Source organism: Cupriavidus malaysiensis (assembly GCF_001854325.1).
In the GTDB taxonomy this organism is placed as follows: Bacteria; Pseudomonadota; Gammaproteobacteria; order Burkholderiales; family Burkholderiaceae; genus Cupriavidus; species Cupriavidus malaysiensis.
Genome location: NZ_CP017754.1, coordinates 2549557 through 2566741 on the forward strand (window position 1 = coordinate 2549557; position 17185 = coordinate 2566741).

18 protein-coding genes are annotated in these 17185 nt (G+C 70.1%); 7 read left to right on the top strand and 11 right to left on the bottom strand.

Annotated features, from left to right (window positions below; genetic code table 11):
* Positions 1 to 23: 23 nt before the first annotated feature.
* The 4 genes from BKK80_RS11240 to mltG all read right to left on the bottom strand — a co-directional run bounded on the left by BKK80_RS11240 (position 24) and on the right by mltG (position 3292).
* Positions 24 to 467: a PilZ domain-containing protein gene (locus tag BKK80_RS11240; protein WP_071012796.1), complete on the bottom strand. Its 444-nt coding sequence runs from the start codon at positions 465 to 467 to the stop codon at positions 24 to 26.
* Positions 468 to 509: 42 nt separating this feature from the next.
* Entirely contained in the window at positions 510 to 1514 is a 1005-nt protein-coding gene (locus tag BKK80_RS11245) for a DNA polymerase III subunit delta' (protein WP_071069441.1), read from the bottom strand.
* Positions 1515 to 1665: 151 nt separating this feature from the next.
* The gene (gene tmk, locus BKK80_RS11250; protein WP_071012800.1) at positions 1666 to 2280 is read right to left on the bottom strand and encodes a dTMP kinase; all 615 of its coding nucleotides are present in this window, start codon (positions 2278 to 2280) and stop codon (positions 1666 to 1668) included.
* Between the two features lie 10 nt (positions 2281 to 2290).
* Positions 2291 to 3292: an endolytic transglycosylase MltG gene (mltG, locus tag BKK80_RS11255; RefSeq protein WP_071012801.1), complete on the bottom strand. Its 1002-nt coding sequence runs from the start codon at positions 3290 to 3292 to the stop codon at positions 2291 to 2293.
* Positions 3293 to 3569: 277 nt separating this feature from the next.
* Here mltG and ygfZ point away from each other — a divergent pair, with 277 nt between their 5' ends.
* From ygfZ to BKK80_RS11270, 3 genes are read left to right on the top strand one after another with little or no spacing between them, the layout of a single operon-like run.
* On the top strand, positions 3570 to 4598 hold the full coding sequence (gene ygfZ / locus BKK80_RS11260) for a CAF17-like 4Fe-4S cluster assembly/insertion protein YgfZ (protein WP_071012803.1): 1029 nt from the start codon (positions 3570 to 3572) through the stop codon (positions 4596 to 4598).
* 41 nt (positions 4599 to 4639) lie between these two features.
* On the top strand, positions 4640 to 4930 hold the full coding sequence (locus tag BKK80_RS11265) for a DUF4936 family protein (RefSeq protein WP_071012805.1): 291 nt from the start codon (positions 4640 to 4642) through the stop codon (positions 4928 to 4930).
* Positions 4931 to 4982: 52 nt separating this feature from the next.
* Positions 4983 to 5810, top strand: coding sequence for an NRDE family protein (locus BKK80_RS11270; RefSeq protein WP_071012806.1), 828 nt, complete (start codon positions 4983 to 4985; stop codon positions 5808 to 5810).
* 12 nt (positions 5811 to 5822) lie between these two features.
* Here the strand turns inward: BKK80_RS11270 and BKK80_RS11275 are convergent, their stop codons facing one another.
* Positions 5823 to 6251, bottom strand: coding sequence for a GNAT family N-acetyltransferase (locus BKK80_RS11275; RefSeq protein ID WP_071012808.1), 429 nt, complete (start codon positions 6249 to 6251; stop codon positions 5823 to 5825).
* Between the two features lie 361 nt (positions 6252 to 6612).
* Here BKK80_RS11275 and BKK80_RS11280 point away from each other — a divergent pair, with 361 nt between their 5' ends.
* Positions 6613 to 7548: an alpha/beta hydrolase gene (locus BKK80_RS11280; RefSeq protein WP_084545557.1), complete on the top strand. Its 936-nt coding sequence runs from the start codon at positions 6613 to 6615 to the stop codon at positions 7546 to 7548.
* 47 nt (positions 7549 to 7595) lie between these two features.
* Here the strand turns inward: BKK80_RS11280 and BKK80_RS11285 are convergent, their stop codons facing one another.
* The 5 genes from BKK80_RS11285 to groES all read right to left on the bottom strand — a co-directional run bounded on the left by BKK80_RS11285 (position 7596) and on the right by groES (position 12646).
* A complete protein-coding gene (locus tag BKK80_RS11285) occupies positions 7596 to 8033 on the bottom strand; it encodes a YbgC/FadM family acyl-CoA thioesterase (protein ID WP_071036920.1) in 438 nt (145 codons plus the stop codon).
* Positions 8034 to 8093: 60 nt separating this feature from the next.
* Positions 8094 to 9083 (bottom strand): tripartite tricarboxylate transporter substrate binding protein, encoded by a 990-nt coding sequence (locus BKK80_RS11290; RefSeq protein WP_071036919.1) that lies wholly within the window; start codon positions 9081 to 9083, stop codon positions 8094 to 8096.
* A gap of 87 nt (positions 9084 to 9170) precedes the next feature.
* Complete coding sequence (locus BKK80_RS11295) at positions 9171 to 10208, bottom strand: alpha/beta hydrolase (RefSeq protein ID WP_071069443.1); 1038 nt, start codon at positions 10206 to 10208, stop codon at positions 9171 to 9173.
* Positions 10209 to 10598: 390 nt separating this feature from the next.
* Positions 10599 to 12233, bottom strand: coding sequence for a chaperonin GroEL (groL, locus tag BKK80_RS11300; protein ID WP_071036917.1), 1635 nt, complete (start codon positions 12231 to 12233; stop codon positions 10599 to 10601).
* Positions 12234 to 12355: 122 nt separating this feature from the next.
* Positions 12356 to 12646 (bottom strand): co-chaperone GroES, encoded by a 291-nt coding sequence (gene groES, locus BKK80_RS11305; RefSeq protein ID WP_071012816.1) that lies wholly within the window; start codon positions 12644 to 12646, stop codon positions 12356 to 12358.
* 365 nt (positions 12647 to 13011) lie between these two features.
* On the opposite strand from groES, the gene BKK80_RS11310 reads away from it, so the two are divergent.
* Positions 13012 to 13611 carry a nitroreductase family protein gene (locus tag BKK80_RS11310; RefSeq protein ID WP_071069445.1) on the top strand — a complete coding sequence of 200 codons (600 nt, stop codon included), beginning with the start codon at positions 13012 to 13014 and terminating at the stop codon, positions 13609 to 13611.
* Between the two features lie 50 nt (positions 13612 to 13661).
* Here BKK80_RS11310 and BKK80_RS11315 read toward each other — a convergent pair whose 3' ends face one another.
* Positions 13662 to 15026 carry an LLM class flavin-dependent oxidoreductase gene (locus BKK80_RS11315; RefSeq protein WP_071036916.1) on the bottom strand — a complete coding sequence of 455 codons (1365 nt, stop codon included), beginning with the start codon at positions 15024 to 15026 and terminating at the stop codon, positions 13662 to 13664.
* A 337-nt stretch (positions 15027 to 15363) separates the two neighbouring features.
* Here BKK80_RS11315 and BKK80_RS11320 point away from each other — a divergent pair, with 337 nt between their 5' ends.
* Both BKK80_RS11320 and BKK80_RS11325 read left to right on the top strand, forming a co-directional pair.
* Positions 15364 to 16200 (top strand): transporter substrate-binding domain-containing protein, encoded by an 837-nt coding sequence (locus tag BKK80_RS11320; RefSeq protein ID WP_071070795.1) that lies wholly within the window; start codon positions 15364 to 15366, stop codon positions 16198 to 16200.
* An 84-nt stretch (positions 16201 to 16284) separates the two neighbouring features.
* Entirely contained in the window at positions 16285 to 17166 is an 882-nt protein-coding gene (locus BKK80_RS11325; protein WP_071012821.1) for a transporter substrate-binding domain-containing protein, read from the top strand.
* The last annotated feature ends 19 nt before the right edge of the window (positions 17167 to 17185 follow it).

Below are 17185 nucleotides of genomic sequence, written 5' to 3' on the forward strand. Positions count from 1 at the left end.
ATCGTGGCGGCCCGCTGACAAGCTTACAAGGTCTGCGAGGGCCGCCCCGACACGATCGCCTTGCCGAGGATTTCCTCGATGGCCCGGCGCAGATTGCGGCCGTTGTCGTCGTCGGGGAAATGGATGCCGACCCCCGGGGTCTTCATCGGCGTGCCCGGCGGCGTGACCCATGCCACCTGCCCGGCGATCTGGAAACGCTGCGGCCGGTCCAGCAGCGACAGCACCAGGAACACCGTCTCCCCCAGCCGGAAGGCACGGTTGGCGGGCACGAAGATGCCGCCGCGCGCCAGGAACGGCATGTAGGCGGCATACAGGCCCGCCTGGTCCTTGATCGACAGGGACAGCACGTTCGGGCGTCCTTGGGGACTGCCTTGCGTCCCTCCTGCCGCCCCGGCCGTCGTCCCTCCTGTCGCCCTGATTCCGGTGGGCGCGCCTTCCGGCGCGGCCGCCGCGGCAGCCACGTTCATGTTTGACCCCTTGTTCATCGCGGCCCCTTTTTGCTGCAGGCCTTATTGAAAGAGCTGGCGGTAGTCCAGGAATACCGCTTCCATCACCAGCCGTGCCGCCAGCGGATGGTTCTCGCTGCGGCGGTGGCCGGCCAGGTGCCCCAGGAAACCCTGCAGGCGATGCGCATCGGTTGCCGCCGCGCAGCGGGCCAGCGCAGCGCCTTCCTTCGGGAAGTAGCGCGGCACGCCCTGCGCCAGCCGCAGATTCAGCAGATCGTACGTCCAGCGCTGCACGATGCCAAGCATGGCCGGCACCGGCAGTTTCTGCAGGTGCTCGGCGGCGGCCAGCGCGTCGAAGCCAGCGCCCGCCCCGAGCTGGCCGACCAGCCAGCGCTGCAACGGCATCTCCTCCGCCTCGGCGGCGTGCAGCGCCGTCAGCGGCGCGCCGCCGGCCAGCGCCAACTGCGCCTGGGCGTCCGGCACGCCTTGCGCTTCCAGCCAGGCCAGCGCCTGGGCCGGCGCCGGCCGGTGCGCGGCGAACTGGCGGCAGCGCGACAGGATGGTCGGCAGCACGCGGTCGAGGCGGTCGGTGACCAGCAGGAACAGGGTCGACGGCGGCGGTTCTTCCAGCGTCTTGAGCAGGGCATTGGCGCCTTCGGTCTGCAGCGCGTCGAGCGGATAGACCAGCGCGACCCGCATGCCGGCGCGGTGGGTGCCGACGCCGACCGCCTCGATCAGCGCGCGCACCTGCTCCATGCGGATGATCTTGCTGGGCGCCTTCTTGCGGCCGCCCTCCTCGCCATCACCCTCGGCGCCGCCTTCCAGCGCCTCCGGCCGCACCACGCTGAAGTCGGGGTGGTTGCCCTGGCTGAACCAATGGCACGCCGGACAGCTGCCGCAGGGCTGGCCGTCGGCGCGCGGCGTCTCGCACAGCAGGCCCTGGGCGAAATGCAAGGCGAGATCGCGCTTGCCGATGCCCTGCTGGCCGTGGATCAGCAGGGCCTGGGGCAGCCGCCCGCGCAACGCGGCCAGCTGTTTCCAGTCTTCGGTCTGCCAGGGATAAAGCATGTGAATCAAGCCCTTGGAGGAGAAAACTCAGGTGAAGTCCCGGCCAGGTCCGCCGGGAAGGATGGCGCGCGGCCGGCTGGGCGGAGCGCCAACCTTACCATGGACTGCACCCCGTACCGGGCTGGCCGTTGCCATCGTTTTCCTTTGGCAATCAAAGCGTTGCCAGGATCTGTTCAAGCTCCGCGCGAATCGCTTCGATACTGCGCGTGGCGTCGACGATGCGGAAACGTGCCGGCGACTGGTGCGCCCGGCGCAGGTACTCGTCACGCGTGCGCGCGAAGAAGGCCCGCGACTCGGCCTCGAACTTGTCGGGCTCGCGCGCGCCGGCCAGGCGCTCCGCCGCGGTCTCCAGCGGCACATCGAACAACAGGGTCAGGTCGGGCTGCAGGCCGGCCTGCACCCAGGCCTCCAGGACTTCGAGGCGCGCCGTGGGCAGGCCGCGGCCGCCGCCCTGGTAGGCGAAGGTGGCGTCGGTGAAGCGGTCGGACAGCACCCAGTCGCCGCGCGCCAGGGCTGGCTCGATCACCTCGGCGATATGCTCGCGGCGCGCCGCGAACATCAGCAGCGCCTCGGTCTCCAGGTGCATCTTGCGATGCAGCAGCAGCTGGCGCAGGTCCTCGCCAAGCGGCGTGCCGCCCGGCTCGCGGGTGCTGACCACCTTCGCGCCCGCCGGCAGGCGCGCTGCGATACGTTCGGCCAGCCAGGGAATATGGGTGCTCTTGCCGGCACCGTCGATGCCTTCGAAAGTAATGAATTTTCCGCGCATGAATGCGATATCAGCGAGTCTTGCCGCGCTGGTACTGGTCGACCGCGCGGTTGTGTTCGGGAAGCGAGTTGGAGAACTGGCTGCTGCCGTCGCCGCGCGCGACGAAGTAGAGCGCATCGGATTGCGCCGGCGTCATCGCGGCCGCCAGCGAGGCCAGGCTGGGCAGGGCGATCGGCGTGGGCGGCAGGCCGCTCCGCGTGTACGTATTGTACGGGGTGTCTGCCTGCAGGTCGCGCTTGCGCAGGTTGCCGTCGAAGCGCTCGCCCAGGCCGTAGATCACGGTCGGGTCGGTCTGCAGCAGCATGTTCTTGCGCAGGCGGTTGATGAAGACCGCCGCGATCATCGACCGGTCGGCCGCCTGGCCGGTCTCCTTCTCGACGATGGAAGCCATGATCAGTGCATCGTAGGGGCTCTTGTAAGGCAGGCCGGACGCGCGCGCCGCCCAGGCGTCGGCGAGCCGCCGCTGCATGGCACGGTAGGCGTGCTTGTACAGTTCCAGATCGCTGCTGCCGCGGGTGAACAGGTAGGTATCCGGGAAGAACAGGCCTTCAGGCGCACTTTCCGGCGCGCCGATCGCGCGCATCAAGTCCGCATCGGACATGCCGCGCGTGTCGTGCTTCAGTGCCGGGCTGGCATCGATGGCGGCCCGCATCTTGCGGAATTCCCAGCCCTCGATCACCGTCACCACGTAGTGCGTGACGTCCCCGCGGGCGATTTTCTCCAGCACCGACAGCGGCGTGGCGCCCTGCTCGAAGGTGTAGCCGCCCGCCTTCAGTTCGCCGCCCTTGCCGGTCAGCCGCGCCAGCAACAAGAACAGGCGCGGGTCCATGCCGACACCGCCGCGCGCGATCTGGCGGCCGACGCTGGCTACGCTGGAATTGGGCTGGATGATCACTTCGAGGGGCGACCCGCTCAGCGGCAGGGGATGCCTGGCCCACCAGGCGAAGGCACCGGTGGCGGCAAGCGCGAAGACCACGCAGGCCGCGGCCAGGCGTACAAGAACTCGTTTCATGTGAGGAATGCTGGCGGCCCGGGGGCCGCGCGGCCGGCTCCCGCCCGCTCGGCGGCCGCCGGCCAAAATGGCGACAGCCTCATATAATACCGGGAGCCCTGCTCCGCCACGAGCCCGGCCGCCCACCGGGCGCCGTCGGCGCCCCTTGCGCGGCGCCGCGCGCCCACCTGCCGCCAAGGCTGCAGGCGTGCGGTCCGCTCGTGCGGACCAGCCCCGATGCCACGCCCGGCGGGCCAGCCAGCCCGCCGCGGCAAGCCTGTTGCCACACCGATCCGCCATGCCTACCCCTACCCCGGACCTCGCCCATTCCGCCCCGCTCGCCGAACAGTACGAAGCCCTGCGCCAGCGCGGCATCGTCTGCGCCCCGGCCGGCCTGGGCCTGGTCCGCGTCGCCGGCGACGATGCCGCGACCTTCCTGCACAGCCAGCTCACCAATGCGGTGGAAGACCTCGGCGCCGGCCAGGCCCGCCTGGCCGGCTACTGCTCGCCCAAGGGGCGCCTGCTGGCCAGCCTGCTGATGTGGCGCGATGCCGACGGCATCGTGCTGCAGCTCGCGGCCGACATCGCCCCATCCGTCCAGAAGCGGCTGTCCATGTTCGTGCTGCGCGCCAAGGCCAAGCTGGCCGATGCCGGCGCCGCCCTGCGCGTGCTCGGCGTGGCCGGTCCCGAGGCGGCCCGCGCGCTCGCGCAGGCCGGCCTGCCAGCGCCTGAGGGCGTGTGGGACAGCGCCGGCGGTGCCGCAGGCGCCACCGTGATCCGCCTGCCGGACGGCGCCGGCCAGCCGCGCTGGCAAGTGGTGCTGGCGACCGACCAGGCCGAGGCCGTGCATGCCGCCCTGGCCGCCACGCTGGCGCCCGCCGGCAGCGCGCTGTGGGACTGGCTGGAGATCCGCGCCGGCCTGCCGCGCATCGGCGTGGCCACGCAGGAGCAGTTCGTGCCCCAGATGATCAACCTCGAACTGATCGGCGGTGTCAGCTTCCGCAAGGGCTGCTACCCCGGCCAGGAAATCGTCGCGCGCAGCCAGTACCGCGGCACGCTGAAGCGCCGCATGTGGCTGGTGCACGGCGACGGCGAGCCGGCGGCAGCCGGCGCCGAGGTGTTCCGCCCGCAGGAGCCCGAGCAGCCGTGCGGCATGATCGTCAACGCCGCGCCGTCGCCCGAGGGCGGCTGGGACGCGCTGGCCGAGTTGAAGATCGACGCCGCCGCCGGCGCGCTGCATGCCGGCAGCGTCGACGGCCCCGCCCTGGCGGTGCTGCCCCTGCCCTACGAGGTGCCGCTGCCCGGCGCCGAGCAGGCAGCGGGCTGATCCCACCCGGGTCAGCCAGCCAACGCAACGGAGCGCCAGCCATGAGCGATCATCTCTACGTGTATTTCCGCGTCGACGACGTGCAGGCGGCCGCCGCCCTGCCGCAATGGCACCGCTGGATGGAAACCGTTGCCGAGGCGACCGGGATTGGTGGTACGCTGATGCGCAGGCCGGAGACCCGTGCCGGCCTGCAGACCTGGATGGAGTGCTACGCGGACGTGCCGCCCGCCTTCGCCGACACGCTGGCCGGCTTGTGGCTGCAGAGCGGCCTCCAGCAATGGGTCAGCGGCGAACGCCAGGTCGAGCATTTCATCGACCTGGACCGGCTCTGACGCGGCGGCAGCCGGCGCGCGGAGCGCGGAGGACGGAGCAGAAGGAAGCGATATGTGCCTGATAGTGGTAGCCTGGCAATCCCATCCGGACTATGCCCTGGTGGTGGCCGGCAACCGTGACGAGTTCTATGCGCGCCCCGCCGCTCCCGCGCACTGGTGGCAGGATGCGCCGCAGGTGCTCGCGGGCCGTGACCTGGCCGAGGTGATCGGCGAGGCCGGCACCTGGATGGGCATGACCTCCGGGGCCCGCTTCGCGGCCCTGACCAACTACCGCGCCCCCTCCGAGAAACGGACCGACACCCGCTCGCGCGGCGAGCTGGTGGCCGGCTTCCTGCGCGGCGAGAGCGGCCCGCACGCCTACCTGGACACCGTCTCGCGCGAACAAGGCGCCTACAACGGCTTCAACCTGCTGGCGAGCGACCTGCGCGAACTCTGGTGGTACAGCAACCGCAGCGCCACGCGCCGCCCGCAGCGGCTCGCACCCGGCATCTACGGCGTCTCGAACGCCTTGCTCGACACCCCCTGGCCCAAGCTGCGCAGCCGCGTGGGCGCCCTGGCCGAGGCACTGGCCGCCGACCCGGGCCAGCCCGGCGCGAGCGCCGAGCCCTACCTGCAACTGCTCGCCGATGCACGCCAGGCCGCCGACTTCGAGCTGCCGCAGACCGGTGTGTCGCAAGAGTGGGAGAAGCTGCTGTCATCGGCCTTCATCCGCTCGCCCGCCTATGGCACGCGCGCCAGCACCGTGCTGCGCGTGCGCCACGACGGGCGCTTCGACCTGTGCGAGCGCAGCTTCGATGCCAACGGCCGCATCGGCGAGGTGGCCTACCAGGGCCGCATGATGCTGCCGCACGACGCCGGCACCGAACCGGCGCCGCGCTGAGCGGGGCCGGGCTCAGGCCCGCAGCCGCTTGCGCATCTCCACGTGCGGGATGCCCGCCTCTTCGAAGGCGTCGCCGACCTGGGTAAAGCCGGCGCGCGCGTAGAACGGCGCAGCGTGGGTCTGCGCGTTCAGCACCAGTTCCGGATAGCCCAGCTCGGCGGCCTTTTCCATCAGTGCGTCGAGCACGCGCGCGCCGACGCCGGTACCGCGCGCGGACTTGAGCACGGCCATGCGCCCGACATGGCCATCCGGCAACAGGCGGCCGGTGGCCACGGCCGAGCCGTCCTCGCCCAGCGCGAGCGCGTGCCAGCTCGGCTCATCCCACTCGTCCCATTCCAGCTCGACCGGCACGCCCTGCTCCTCGACGAACACGGCATAGCGGATGGCACGGGCGCGCTCGCGCGCCTCGGCCCATTGGCAAAGGAGGATGGCAACGGTCATGACGGAAGGCAGTAACGAAAGATGATGATGAAAGACGGAGACGACAGGCAGGGCAGGCAGCCGAGGGAAAGCAGCGCATCCGGCTGCGCGCCGTGCAGCGCCGTGCAGCGCCGTGTCCAGCCACGATGATAGGGCCTCGGGAGCGGAAATGCGAAGGCCCGCGCCTCGCCGCCCCACCCCGCCACCGATCGCATCGCTGGTCGCGACAGATGGCGGTGCCGCGGATTTGCGGGACAATAGCGCCCTTGCCGCCCGGCCATCGCGCGGCGCGGCCATCGCCTGTGCTGCCGGCGGCGCCTCGCGACGGCCGGGCGGGCGCACTTGCAGTCGCTGCCGGCCATCCTACCGTTCCTGAATCTTCATGCGCCTTACCCGTTTTCCCTTGCTTCACCCCTTGCTGCGCCCGTCATCCGCCCTGCCCGCCCTGCGTTCCCTCTGTACCCGCCTCGGCCGCACCGCCACCGCGCTCGCGCTGGCTCTCGCCGCCGGCAGCGCCTGCGCCGCCGGCCAGGTGTTTTCCGACGCCGCGCCTTCACCCACGCTCGGCCGCGAGCTGAAGTTCACCGTCTATGTGCCCGACGGCTACCAGGCGGGCGCGGCCGCCTATCCGGTGATCTATCTGCTGCACGGCGCCGACGAGGATGAAAACAGCTGGCGCGTCAAGGGCGGTGCCATCGAGACCATGGACGGCCTCATCGCGCGCGGCCAGCTCCGTCCCTCCATCGTGGTGATGCCCAGCGAGGGGCCGTCGTCGTGGTGGACCGACGGCGCCGTGGCCAAGGCCGACACCGCGCTGGTCAAGGACCTGCTGCCCTATGTGGAATTGCACTACCGGACGCAGAAGGAGAGGCGCGCGCGCTCGGTGGCCGGCCTGTCGATGGGCGGCTACGGTGCGGTCAGCCTGTCGCTGCGCCATCCGGACCTGTTCTGCGGCGCCGCCGCGATCAGTCCCGCCGCCTACGACCCGCTGCCGCCCGAGACCTCGGCCGCGCGCCGCGCGCCGCAGTTCATGCGCAACGGCAAGTTCGACCCCGATGCCTGGAAGGCGCTCAACTATGCCGGCCAGCTCGATGCCTACCAGGCCGGCAAGCTGCGCGTGCCGATGTGGATCGCCTCCGGCGACCACGACCGCCTGGGCATCGCGGTGGTCTCGGCCATCATGTTCTGGCGCCTCTACCAGATCCAGCCCAAGCAGGTGGAGCTGCGCATCATGGATGGCGACCATGAATGGATGCTGTTCCGCGACGCGCTGCCCGATGCACTGCGCTATGTCGACCAGCAATGCGTGCGCAGCTGAGGCGCACAGCCTCGATGTGCAGCCTCAGCTGCGCCGGCCCGGCTCCGTCATGACGCGGGCTTGACCACCTCGTAGGCCTCGATGATTTCCCGCACCGGCCCCGGGATCGGCGCCGATTTCTGCGTCGCGGGATCGGCGCAGACGTAGACGATCTCGCCGGTGATCAGGTGCTCCTCGCCGCGGAAGATCTCCACGCGGAACAGCATGCTCGAACGCCCCAGGCGCGCCATGCGCCCCCGTACCTCGAGCTCGTCGTCGAAGCGGGCCGAGGCGTGGTATTCCAGCGTGGACTTGGCGACGAAAATGTCCACGCCGTGCGCGCCCAGCACGTCCTCCGGGTAGCGGACGCCGAGCGCGCGCCAGTATTCGGTCACGCAGATATCGCAGTAAGTCAGATAGTGCGCGTTGAAGACGATGGACTGCGGGTCCACCTCGGCCCAGCGCACGCGCAGCGGCACGCTGTGGCGGAAATCGGTCTTGGCCATTGCCGGTTCTCTCGTGGGCGATGCAAGGCGGCCGCGCCGGCCCCGGCGCGGCCGGCCACCTTACTGCGGTCGGGCCAGGCCGAGCTTCTCGATGATGGCCTTTTCCTTCTTGACCGTCTCGGCGGCGAACTGCGCATACTGCTCGCTGCTCATGTAGTACGGCTCCATGTCGAACTTGGCCAGCTCCTGGCGGTAGTTCGGCATTTCCATCGCCTTCTTGAAGGCGTCATGCAGCTTCTTGACGATCTTCGGGTCGGTGCCCTTGGGCGCCACCAGGCCGAAGGGCGAGGTCTGCACGATGCCGTAGCCCAGTTCCTTCAGCGTCGGCGCGTTGGGGAAGCGCGCCGAGCGCTTGTCGCCCCAGGTCGACAGCAGGCGCAGCTTGCCGCTCTCCACGTACTGCGCCCAGCCCGGCGTGTCGGCCACCGACATCACGTGTCCGCCCAGCAGCGCCTGCAGCGACTCCGAGTTTCCCTTGAACGGCACATGCGAGAACTGCACGTTCTGCTTCAGCGCCAGTTCTTCCATGGTCAGGTGCAGCGTGGTCATCGAGCCCGGCGAGCCATAGGTCAGCTTGCCCGGATTGGCGCGCGCGTAGGCGATGTACTCCTGCATCGACTTGATCGGCGAGTCGGCCGGCACCACCACGCCGAAGGAATAGCCGGCCAGGTTGATCACATAGGTCAGGTCCTTGACCGGGTCCCAGTTGATCTTGGTGGTATACGGCAGGCGGTACACCGGCATCGCCACCTGCGCCAGCGTGTAGCCGTCGGGGGCCGTGGCCTGCATCATCTGCGCCGGCAGCACCCCGCCCGCACCGGGCTTGTTCTCGACGATCACCGGCTGGCCGAGGATCTTGCTGGCGTTCTCGGCCAGCACGCGGAACGGGATGTCGGTCGAGCCGCCGGCCGTGTAGCCGATCACCAGCCGGATCGGACGTTGCGGGAACTTGTCCGCGGCGGAATCCGCGCGGGCCGGCGCGGCGGCGAGGCCGAAGGCGGCGGTGGCGGCTAGCGCGCTGGCGCGGACGATGAAATGGCGGCGTTGCATCGGTTCTGTCTCCTTGTGCTACGAACTGCGAAAAAAGGGGGTCGGGGAAGCCCGTCTTGTGCGCGGGCCTGGGTCGGGCCGGCAGCGCTAGGCGGCGCCGAAGGCGCCGCGCAGCGCGGCCACGGCATCGTCGTGGGCCTGCCCCACGGCCGGCACGAAGCGGCCCAGTTTGAAAAAGTCATGGATCATGCCCGGATACTCGGCCAGCTCGGCCGGCACACCCGCGGCGCGCAGCTTGGCCGCGTAGGCCACGCCCTCGTCGTGCAGCGGATCGTAGCCGGCCACGGCGATCCAGGCCGGGCAGCAACCGGCCACGTCGGCACCGCTGCCGCCGCCGTCCAGCGGGGCAAAGCGCCAGTCGTCGCGGCTGGAGTCCTGGTCCAGGTACTGGGCGAAGAACCACTGGATCATCTCGGCGGTCAGCAGGTAGCCCTCCGCCAGCGCCCGGTGCGACGGCGTATCCTGGCGCGCGCAGGTGCCGGGATAGATCAGCATTTGCAGCACCGGCGCATGGCCCAGGCGGCGCGCCTCGACCGCGCAAGCGGTGGCCAGGGTGCCGCCGGCGCTGTCGCCGCCCAGTGCGATGCGCGCCGGATCCGCCCCCAGCGCGCCGGCCTCGGCGTAGGCCCAGGCCAGCACGTCGAAGGCATCGTGGACCGCCGTGGGAAAGCGCCACTGCGGCCCGAGCCGGTAATCCACCGACAGCACCATGCAATCGGCACGCATGGACAGCAGCCGGCACAGCGGATCGTGCGAAGCCGGGCTGCCCACCGTGAATCCGCCGCCATGGAAGTACAACAGCAGCGGCAACGGGTCGGCCCAGCTCGCCTCACGCGGCGCATACAACCGCGCGCCGATGGCATGGCCGTCGCGTGCCGGCACACTCAGGTCCTGCACGTGATGCACGGGCAGCGGCGCGATATCGAGGATGGGGGCGCTCTTCTCGTAGGCGATCTTCGCATCGAGCGGATCGAGCGCGTTGATGGGCGGACGCTTGGCGCGCGCGATCAGGTCCAGCAGCTGCGCCACCTGCGGATCCAGCGCGGCGTCCGGCCTGCCGGCCTGGGGCCGCGGGTCGGAAGAAGCCTGGGGGGAGCCGGGGGTGGCGGAGGAGGCAGCGGACATGGGAAGCGAGGTCAAGCGGATATACGGGACAAGCTGCAAACGGAAATCTGATCACGCAAACGTCATCGGCGGGATGCGCACCGGCACACCGGCCGCCCCGGGATCGGCATCTCGCCTCCATACCGGAAGTTCGAATTATGAACGATCGTTCGATTTTTTACATCATGCCAGTGAACGGCGCGGCGGGCATTACGAAATAACCCCGATTCCGGCCGCTGACGCAGATTTTGCGCGATGATCGCGCAAAACGCGAACGGAGCCTTGACAGCCCGGCCGATGCGCCGCAGGCCTGCAAGAACAACGCCCCCTGGGCCGCGAAGCCGAGGGGGCGTTGGCCCGGGGCCTGCCAGGCACCCGGGGAAACAGCGGAGAAAGGGAAAGACGGGTGCTCTAGAAGTCGAGCCCGGCGCCGGCACCCGGCCCTTGTGCCACGCTCGGCTCCTCGCCCTTGGGCAGCTCGAACACCGCCGCATCGGTGGTCAGGATCAGGCCCGCCACCGACGCCGCGTTCTGCAGGGCGGTGCGCGTCACCTTGGTCGGGTCCACCACGCCGCCCTCGACCAGGTCGCCGTACTCGCCGGTGGCGGCGTTGTAGCCGAAATTGCCGCTGGCTTCGGCGACACGCGCCACCACCACGCTGGCTTCCTCGCCGGCATTGGCGACGATCTGCCGCAGCGGCTCTTCCAGCGCCCGCAGCACGATCTTCACGCCGGCTTCCTGGTCGGCGTTGGCTCCCGCGACGCCGCGCACGGCCGCGCGGGCACGGATCAGCGCCACGCCGCCGCCGGGGACAATGCCTTCTTCCACGGCCGCGCGGGTAGCGTGCAGCGCGTCCTCCACGCGTGCCTTCTTTTCCTTCACTTCGACTTCGGTCGCGCCACCCACCTTGAGCACGGCCACGCCACCGGCCAGCTTGGCCACGCGTTCCTGCAGCTTCTCGCGGTCATAGTCCGAGCTGGCTTCCTCGATCTGGGCACGGATCTGCTGCACGCGCGCCTGGATGCGCGCCGCCTCGCCTCCCCCGCCGATGATGGTGGTGTTCTCCTTGCCGATCTCCACGCGCGAGGCCTGGCCCAGGTCATGCAGCCCGGCCTTCTCCAGCGTCAGGCCGATCTCCTCGGAAATAACGGTACCGGCGGTCAGGATGGCGATGTCTTCCAGCAGGGCCTTGCGGCGGTCGCCGAAGCCCGGCGCCTTCACCGCGGCCACCTTGAGGATGCCGCGGATATTGTTGACCACCAGCGTGGCCAGCGCCTCGCCCTCGACGTCTTCCGCCACGATCAGCAGCGGCCGGCCGGCCTTGGCCACCTGCTCCAGCACCGGCAGCAGGTCGCGGATGCTGGAGATCTTCTTGTCCACCAGCAGCAGGTAGGGCTGCTCCAGCGCGACGATCTGCTTCTCCGGCTGGTTGATGAAATAGGGCGACAGGTAGCCGCGGTCGAACTGCATGCCCTCGACCACCTCCAGCTCATCGCCGAGCGACTTGCCGTCTTCCACGGTGATCACGCCCTCCTTGCCCACCTTGTCGATGGCCTCGGCGATGCGCTCGCCGATGGCGCTCTCGCCGTTGGCCGAGATGGTGCCGACCTGGGCGATCTCCTTGCTGGTGGTGGTGGGCTTGCTGATGCGGCGCAGCTCCTCGATGGCCACGGCCACCGCCTTGTCGATGCCGCGCTTGAGATCCTGCGGATTGAGTCCGGCCGCCACGTACTTCACCCCCTCGCGCACGATGGCCTGGGCCAGCACGGTCGCCGTGGTGGTGCCATCGCCGGCGTTGTCGCTGGTCTTGGCCGCGACTTCCTTGACGAGTTGCGCGCCGATGTTCTGCAACTTGTCCTGCAGCTCGATCTCCTTGGCCACGGACACGCCGTCCTTGGTCACGGTCGGGCCGCCGAAGCTGCGCTCCAGCACCACGTTGCGGCCCTTCGGGCCCAGCGTGACCTTGACCGCGTTGGCCAGGATGTTGACGCCTTCGACCACCTTGGCCCGTGCTGCGTCGCTGAACACTACGTCTTTCGCTGCCATCTCTGCTTTCCTTTGTCCTTTCTTCCTGATCCGGTTCCGATCGTGCCGATGTTCTCCATCGTGCCGATGATCCCGATCGCTTCTTTCGTTCTGCGTGGGGCTTGCCGCTGCGCGCGACGCGCTCAGCGCTCGACCACCGCGACCACGTCCTCTTCGCGCAGCACCAGCAGCTCCTCGCCGCCGATCTTCACCGCCTGCCCGGCGTACTTGCCGAACAGCACGCGATCGCCCACGCGCAGGTCCGGCGCGATACGCTCGCCGGCTTCGTTGCGGCGGCCGGGACCGACCGCCACCACCTCGCCCTGGTCGGGCTTCTCGGCGGCGTTGTCCGGGATGACGATGCCGGACTGGGTACGGGTTTCGTTTTCCGACCGCTTGACGATCACGCGGTCATGCAATGGGCGAAGGCTCATCTGTTCTGGGCTCCAGGGAAATCGGGCGGGCGCGGGAGGCCGGGATCGGCGCGGTGCCGGCCATCAGCACTCCCTGCGAACGAGTGCCAAAGTATAGGAAGCCCCCCCGGCACGCGCGAACTGATCATTTCGCATTTACATAGGCGCCCGTCGCGCAGCACACAGCACGGCATGGCACCGTGCAGCAGGTGCCTTCTAGCCGCCGTGCACCGTTCGAAGGATTCCTCGCAAGCTCATGCGGATTTCCCGCTTCCCTTTTGCACGGGCTTGCGCAAGGCTCCCACCTGCACGGTAACCGCGGCAGCGATAGAAGCCACAGCAGCAGCGACCACCGCCCTATCCCTCATCCGCCCCAAGGAGCCTCCATGACCCAGCCACGCCAAGCCGACCACGACATCGATCCGCTGTTCCTGCAGCGCTGGTCGCCCCGCGCCTTCACGGCGGAAGCCATCGCGCCGCAGACCTTGCTGCGCTTCTTCGAGGCCGCACGCTGGGCACCGTCCGGCTACAACGCGCAGCCCTGGCGCTTCATCTATGCGCGGCGCGACACGCCGGACTGGCAGCCGCTCTTCGCCTCGCTGTCGGAGTACAACCAGAGCTGGGCCGCGCGCGCGGCCGTGCTGGTGGCGGTGCTGTCGCGCAAGACCTGGACCGCGCCGGGCAAGAGCGAGCCGCAGCCGGTCGCCACGCATTCCTTCGACGCGGGTGCCGCCTGGGCCAACCTGGCGCTGCAGGCCACCGCGGCGGGCTGGCACGCCCACGGCATCGGCGGCTTCGACAAGGCGCGCCTGCGCGAGGCGCTCGGCATTCCCGAGGACTACGCCATCGAAGCGGTGGTGGCCATCGGCCGGCAGGGCGACAAGTCCTTGCTGCCCGAGGCGCTACAGGCGCGCGAGCAGCCCAACGAGCGCCTGCCGCTGGCGCGACTGGTCAGCGAAGGGCGCTTTGCCTTCGCCGAAGACTGAACGGCGACCAGGCTGCCTCGCACCGGGCAGGCAGCCTGGCACGCACGGACTCAGGCGGCATCCGCCGCGTCGGCCCGTCTCCGCGCGGCCGGATGCGGCGGCCGCCGCAGCCCGAGATGCTCGCGCAGCGTGGTGCCGCTGTAGTCAGTGCGGAACAGGCCGCGCCGCCGCAACTCGGGCAGCACCAGTTCGATGAAGTCAGTGAGGCCGCCGGGCAGCACCGGCGCCATCACGTTGAAACCGTCCGCGCCATAGGCCTGGAAGCGCTCCTCCAGCGCATCGGCGATCTGCGCCGGCGTGCCGACCAGTTGCCAGTGGCCGCGCGCGCCTGCCACGCGCTGGTAGAGCTGGCGGATGGTCAGGTTCTCGCGCCGCGCCAGGTCGAGCATCAGGCCCTGGCGGCTCTTGCTGCCGTTGGTGGGCGGCAGCTCCGGGATGGGCCCGTCGAGCGGATACGCGGACAGGTCCGCCCCGGTCAAGGCCGACACCAGCGCCAGCCCGACCACCGGATCGATCAGCGCCTGCAACTGCTCGAACTTCTCGCGCGCCTCGGCCTCGCTGTGCCCCACCACCGGAAACACGCCCGGCAGGATCTTCAGGTCCTCGGGCCGGCGGCCGTGGCCGGCCAGCCGCCCCTTCAGATCGGCATAGAAAGCCACAGCATCTTCCAGGGTCTGCTGGGCGGTGAAGACCACCTCGCCGCGGCGCGCGGCCAGTTCCTTGCCGGGCTCGGAGGAGCCGGCCTGCACCACCACCGGCTGCCCCTGCGGGGGACGCGCGACGTTGAGCGGCCCCTGCACGCTGAAATGCCGGCCGCGGTGGCCCAGCACGTGGCGCCGCGCCGGCTCGTAGTAGCGCCCGCTCGCCTTGTCGCGCAGGAAGGCATCGTCCTCCCAGCTGTCCCACAGGCCGCTGACCACGTCGGCGAATTCTTCGGCACGCTGGTAGCGCTCCTCGTGGCTGAAGTGCCGCACCCGGTTGAAGTTGCGCGCCTCGTGCTCGCTGGACGAGGTCACCAGGTTCCAGCCCGCGCGGCCTCCCGAGAGATGGTCGAGCGAGGCGAACTTGCGCGCGATGTGATAGGGCTCGTTGAAGCTGGTCGAGGCGGTGCCGACCAGCCCGATGCGCTCGGTGACGGCAGCCAGCGCCGACAGCAGGGTGATGGGTTCGAACTGGGCCTGGTAGCTGTGCGCGGTGCGGCTCAGGAACTCCACGTCGTCGCCGCGCGTGCCAACACCATCGGCGAGGAACACCAGGTCGAACTTGGCCGCCTCGGCGGCCTGGGCGAGCGCGGCATAGTGACGGAAATCGATTCCCGCGTCGGCCTTGGCCTCGGGATGCCGCCACGCGGCGATATGGTGCCCGCTGGGGTACAGGAATGCACCGAGGCGCATCTGCTCATTGCGTCTTGCCATGGTGGCCGCGCTCCTTTGGTCCTTGGGTTCTCAGGCGGGCCGCCCGGGCAGGCGCCGCCGATTCGGTACGCGCGCCACCGCCCGGGCAAGACCTGGACGGCCATCGCGCGCGCTGCCGGAGGCCGTTCCGGCACGGTCCTCCCGCCGGCGTCCGGGCCGGCTGCTGCGCGCCAACATAGCGCCTGCCGGCACGCGCCGGCAACGAAGCAAATCGCGCTTGCATATGCGCGGTGCGCCGCGCCCGGGCGCATATCGATATCCGCAATGCTTCCTTCGTGGCAGGGCCCGGCGGCACTAGCATCGCCCCTCCTGCATCTGCTTTTTCTTGCTCGCCACCATGCCACGCCCCCCCTCCCTGCCCCGCCGTGCCGCCGCGCTGCTCGCGCTCTCCCTGCTGACCCTGGGCACCGCCCGTGCCGACGCCACCCTCGACCGCATCAAGCAGCGCGGCAAGGTGGTCATCGGCGTCGGCGCCAGCGGCGGCCCGTTCGGCTCGGTCGACCCCGCCACCCAGCAACTGGTCGGCTGGAACCCGGAACTGGCGCGTGACCTGGCCAGGCGGCTGGGCGTGGAGGCGGAACTGGTGCAGGTCCAGCCCTCCAACCGCGTGCAGTTCCTGCAGGCCGGCAAGGTCGACCTGCTGATCGCCTCGATGGAATACAACCCCGAGCGCGGCGAGCTGCTCGGCTACGCGCCCACGCCCTTCTACCGCGTCGGCGGCACCGCGGCCGTCCTCAAGCGCAGCGGCATCCACCAGTGGGAAGACCTGCGCGGCAAGACCGTGTGCGCATCCCAGGGCAGCAGCTATATCAAGCCGCTGCAGGAGCAGTACGGTGCCAGCGTGCGCGGGTACAAGACCGCCGCCGAATCGCTGCTGGCCCTGCGCGGCGGCCAGTGCGTCGCAGCCGTGCACGACGCCACGCTGATCCACCCGCAACTGCGCGGCAATCCCGAGTGGGCCGACTACGCAGCGCCGATCCCCAGCGAGATCCTGCCGGCGCCCTCGGTGGTGTGGACCCGCAAGGGCGAGGCCGACACCATCGCCGCGGTCGACAAGATCGTGCGGGAATGGCACCGCAGCGGCTGGCTGATCGCCACCGAGAAACGCCTGGGCATCGCGCCGCCGCAGCCCCTGCTGCCCGAACTGCAGGCCCGCTTCAAGCAGTCCTCCTGATTCGCGTCCGCCTGCATGCCCGCCTGCATGTCCGCTGACGCCTGCCGCGCCGTCCACGCCGGCAGGCCGCCTCACCCCGCAGCCATGACCGCCTCCCGTTTTCTTTCGCCCCTTCTCTGCGCCGCGCTGGCGCTCTGCGCCGGCGCGGCCCATGCCGACGCCACCCTCGACAAGATCAAGCAGCGCGGCAAGCTCTCGGTCGGCATCGACGGCGCCAGCCCGCCTTTCGGCCAGCTCGACACCGCCACCGGCAAGACCGGCGGCTACCAGACCGAGCTCGCCGCCGACCTCGCGCGCCGCCTCGGCGTGACGCTGGAAACCGTGCCCGTCACGGCCTCCACGCGCGTGCAGTTCCTGCAGGCCGGCAAGGTCGACCTGCTGGTGGCCAATATCCAGTGGACGCAGGAACGCAGCGAGATCCTCGACTTCGCGCCCACCCCCTACGACCTGGTCGGCGGTGCCGCCGTGGTGTCCAGGCGCAGCGGCATCCGGCGCTGGGAAGACCTGCGCGGCAAGGTCGCCTGCGTCTCCCAGGGCAGCAATTTCGCCCGTCCGCTGGCCGAGCGCTACGGCGCCATCGTCAAGGGCCTGCGCGGCATTCCGGAATCGCTGCTGGCGCTCAAGGGCGGCACCTGCGCGGCCTCGGTCCATATCCAGCCGGCCCTGTACCACACCCTGCACGGCCCCAGCGCTGAGGAATGGAAGGACTTCACGCTGGCCACCGAGGAACAGCTGATCCCCTCGCCGACCGTGGTCTGGACCCGCCGCGGCGAGAAAGACACCGTGGCTTTCGTCGACCAGGCGATCCGCGACTGGCACCGCTCGGGCTTCCTGCTCGCCACCGCGCGCAAGTCCGGCGTGCCCGACGGCGCCTACATCAAGCCGGCCAATGCACGGGCGCAGCAGGGCAGGTACGACACCGCGCCCGCTGACTTCGCCGTCTTCACCGAGGGCAAGAAGCCATGACGCGCCAGGACACCTGAAG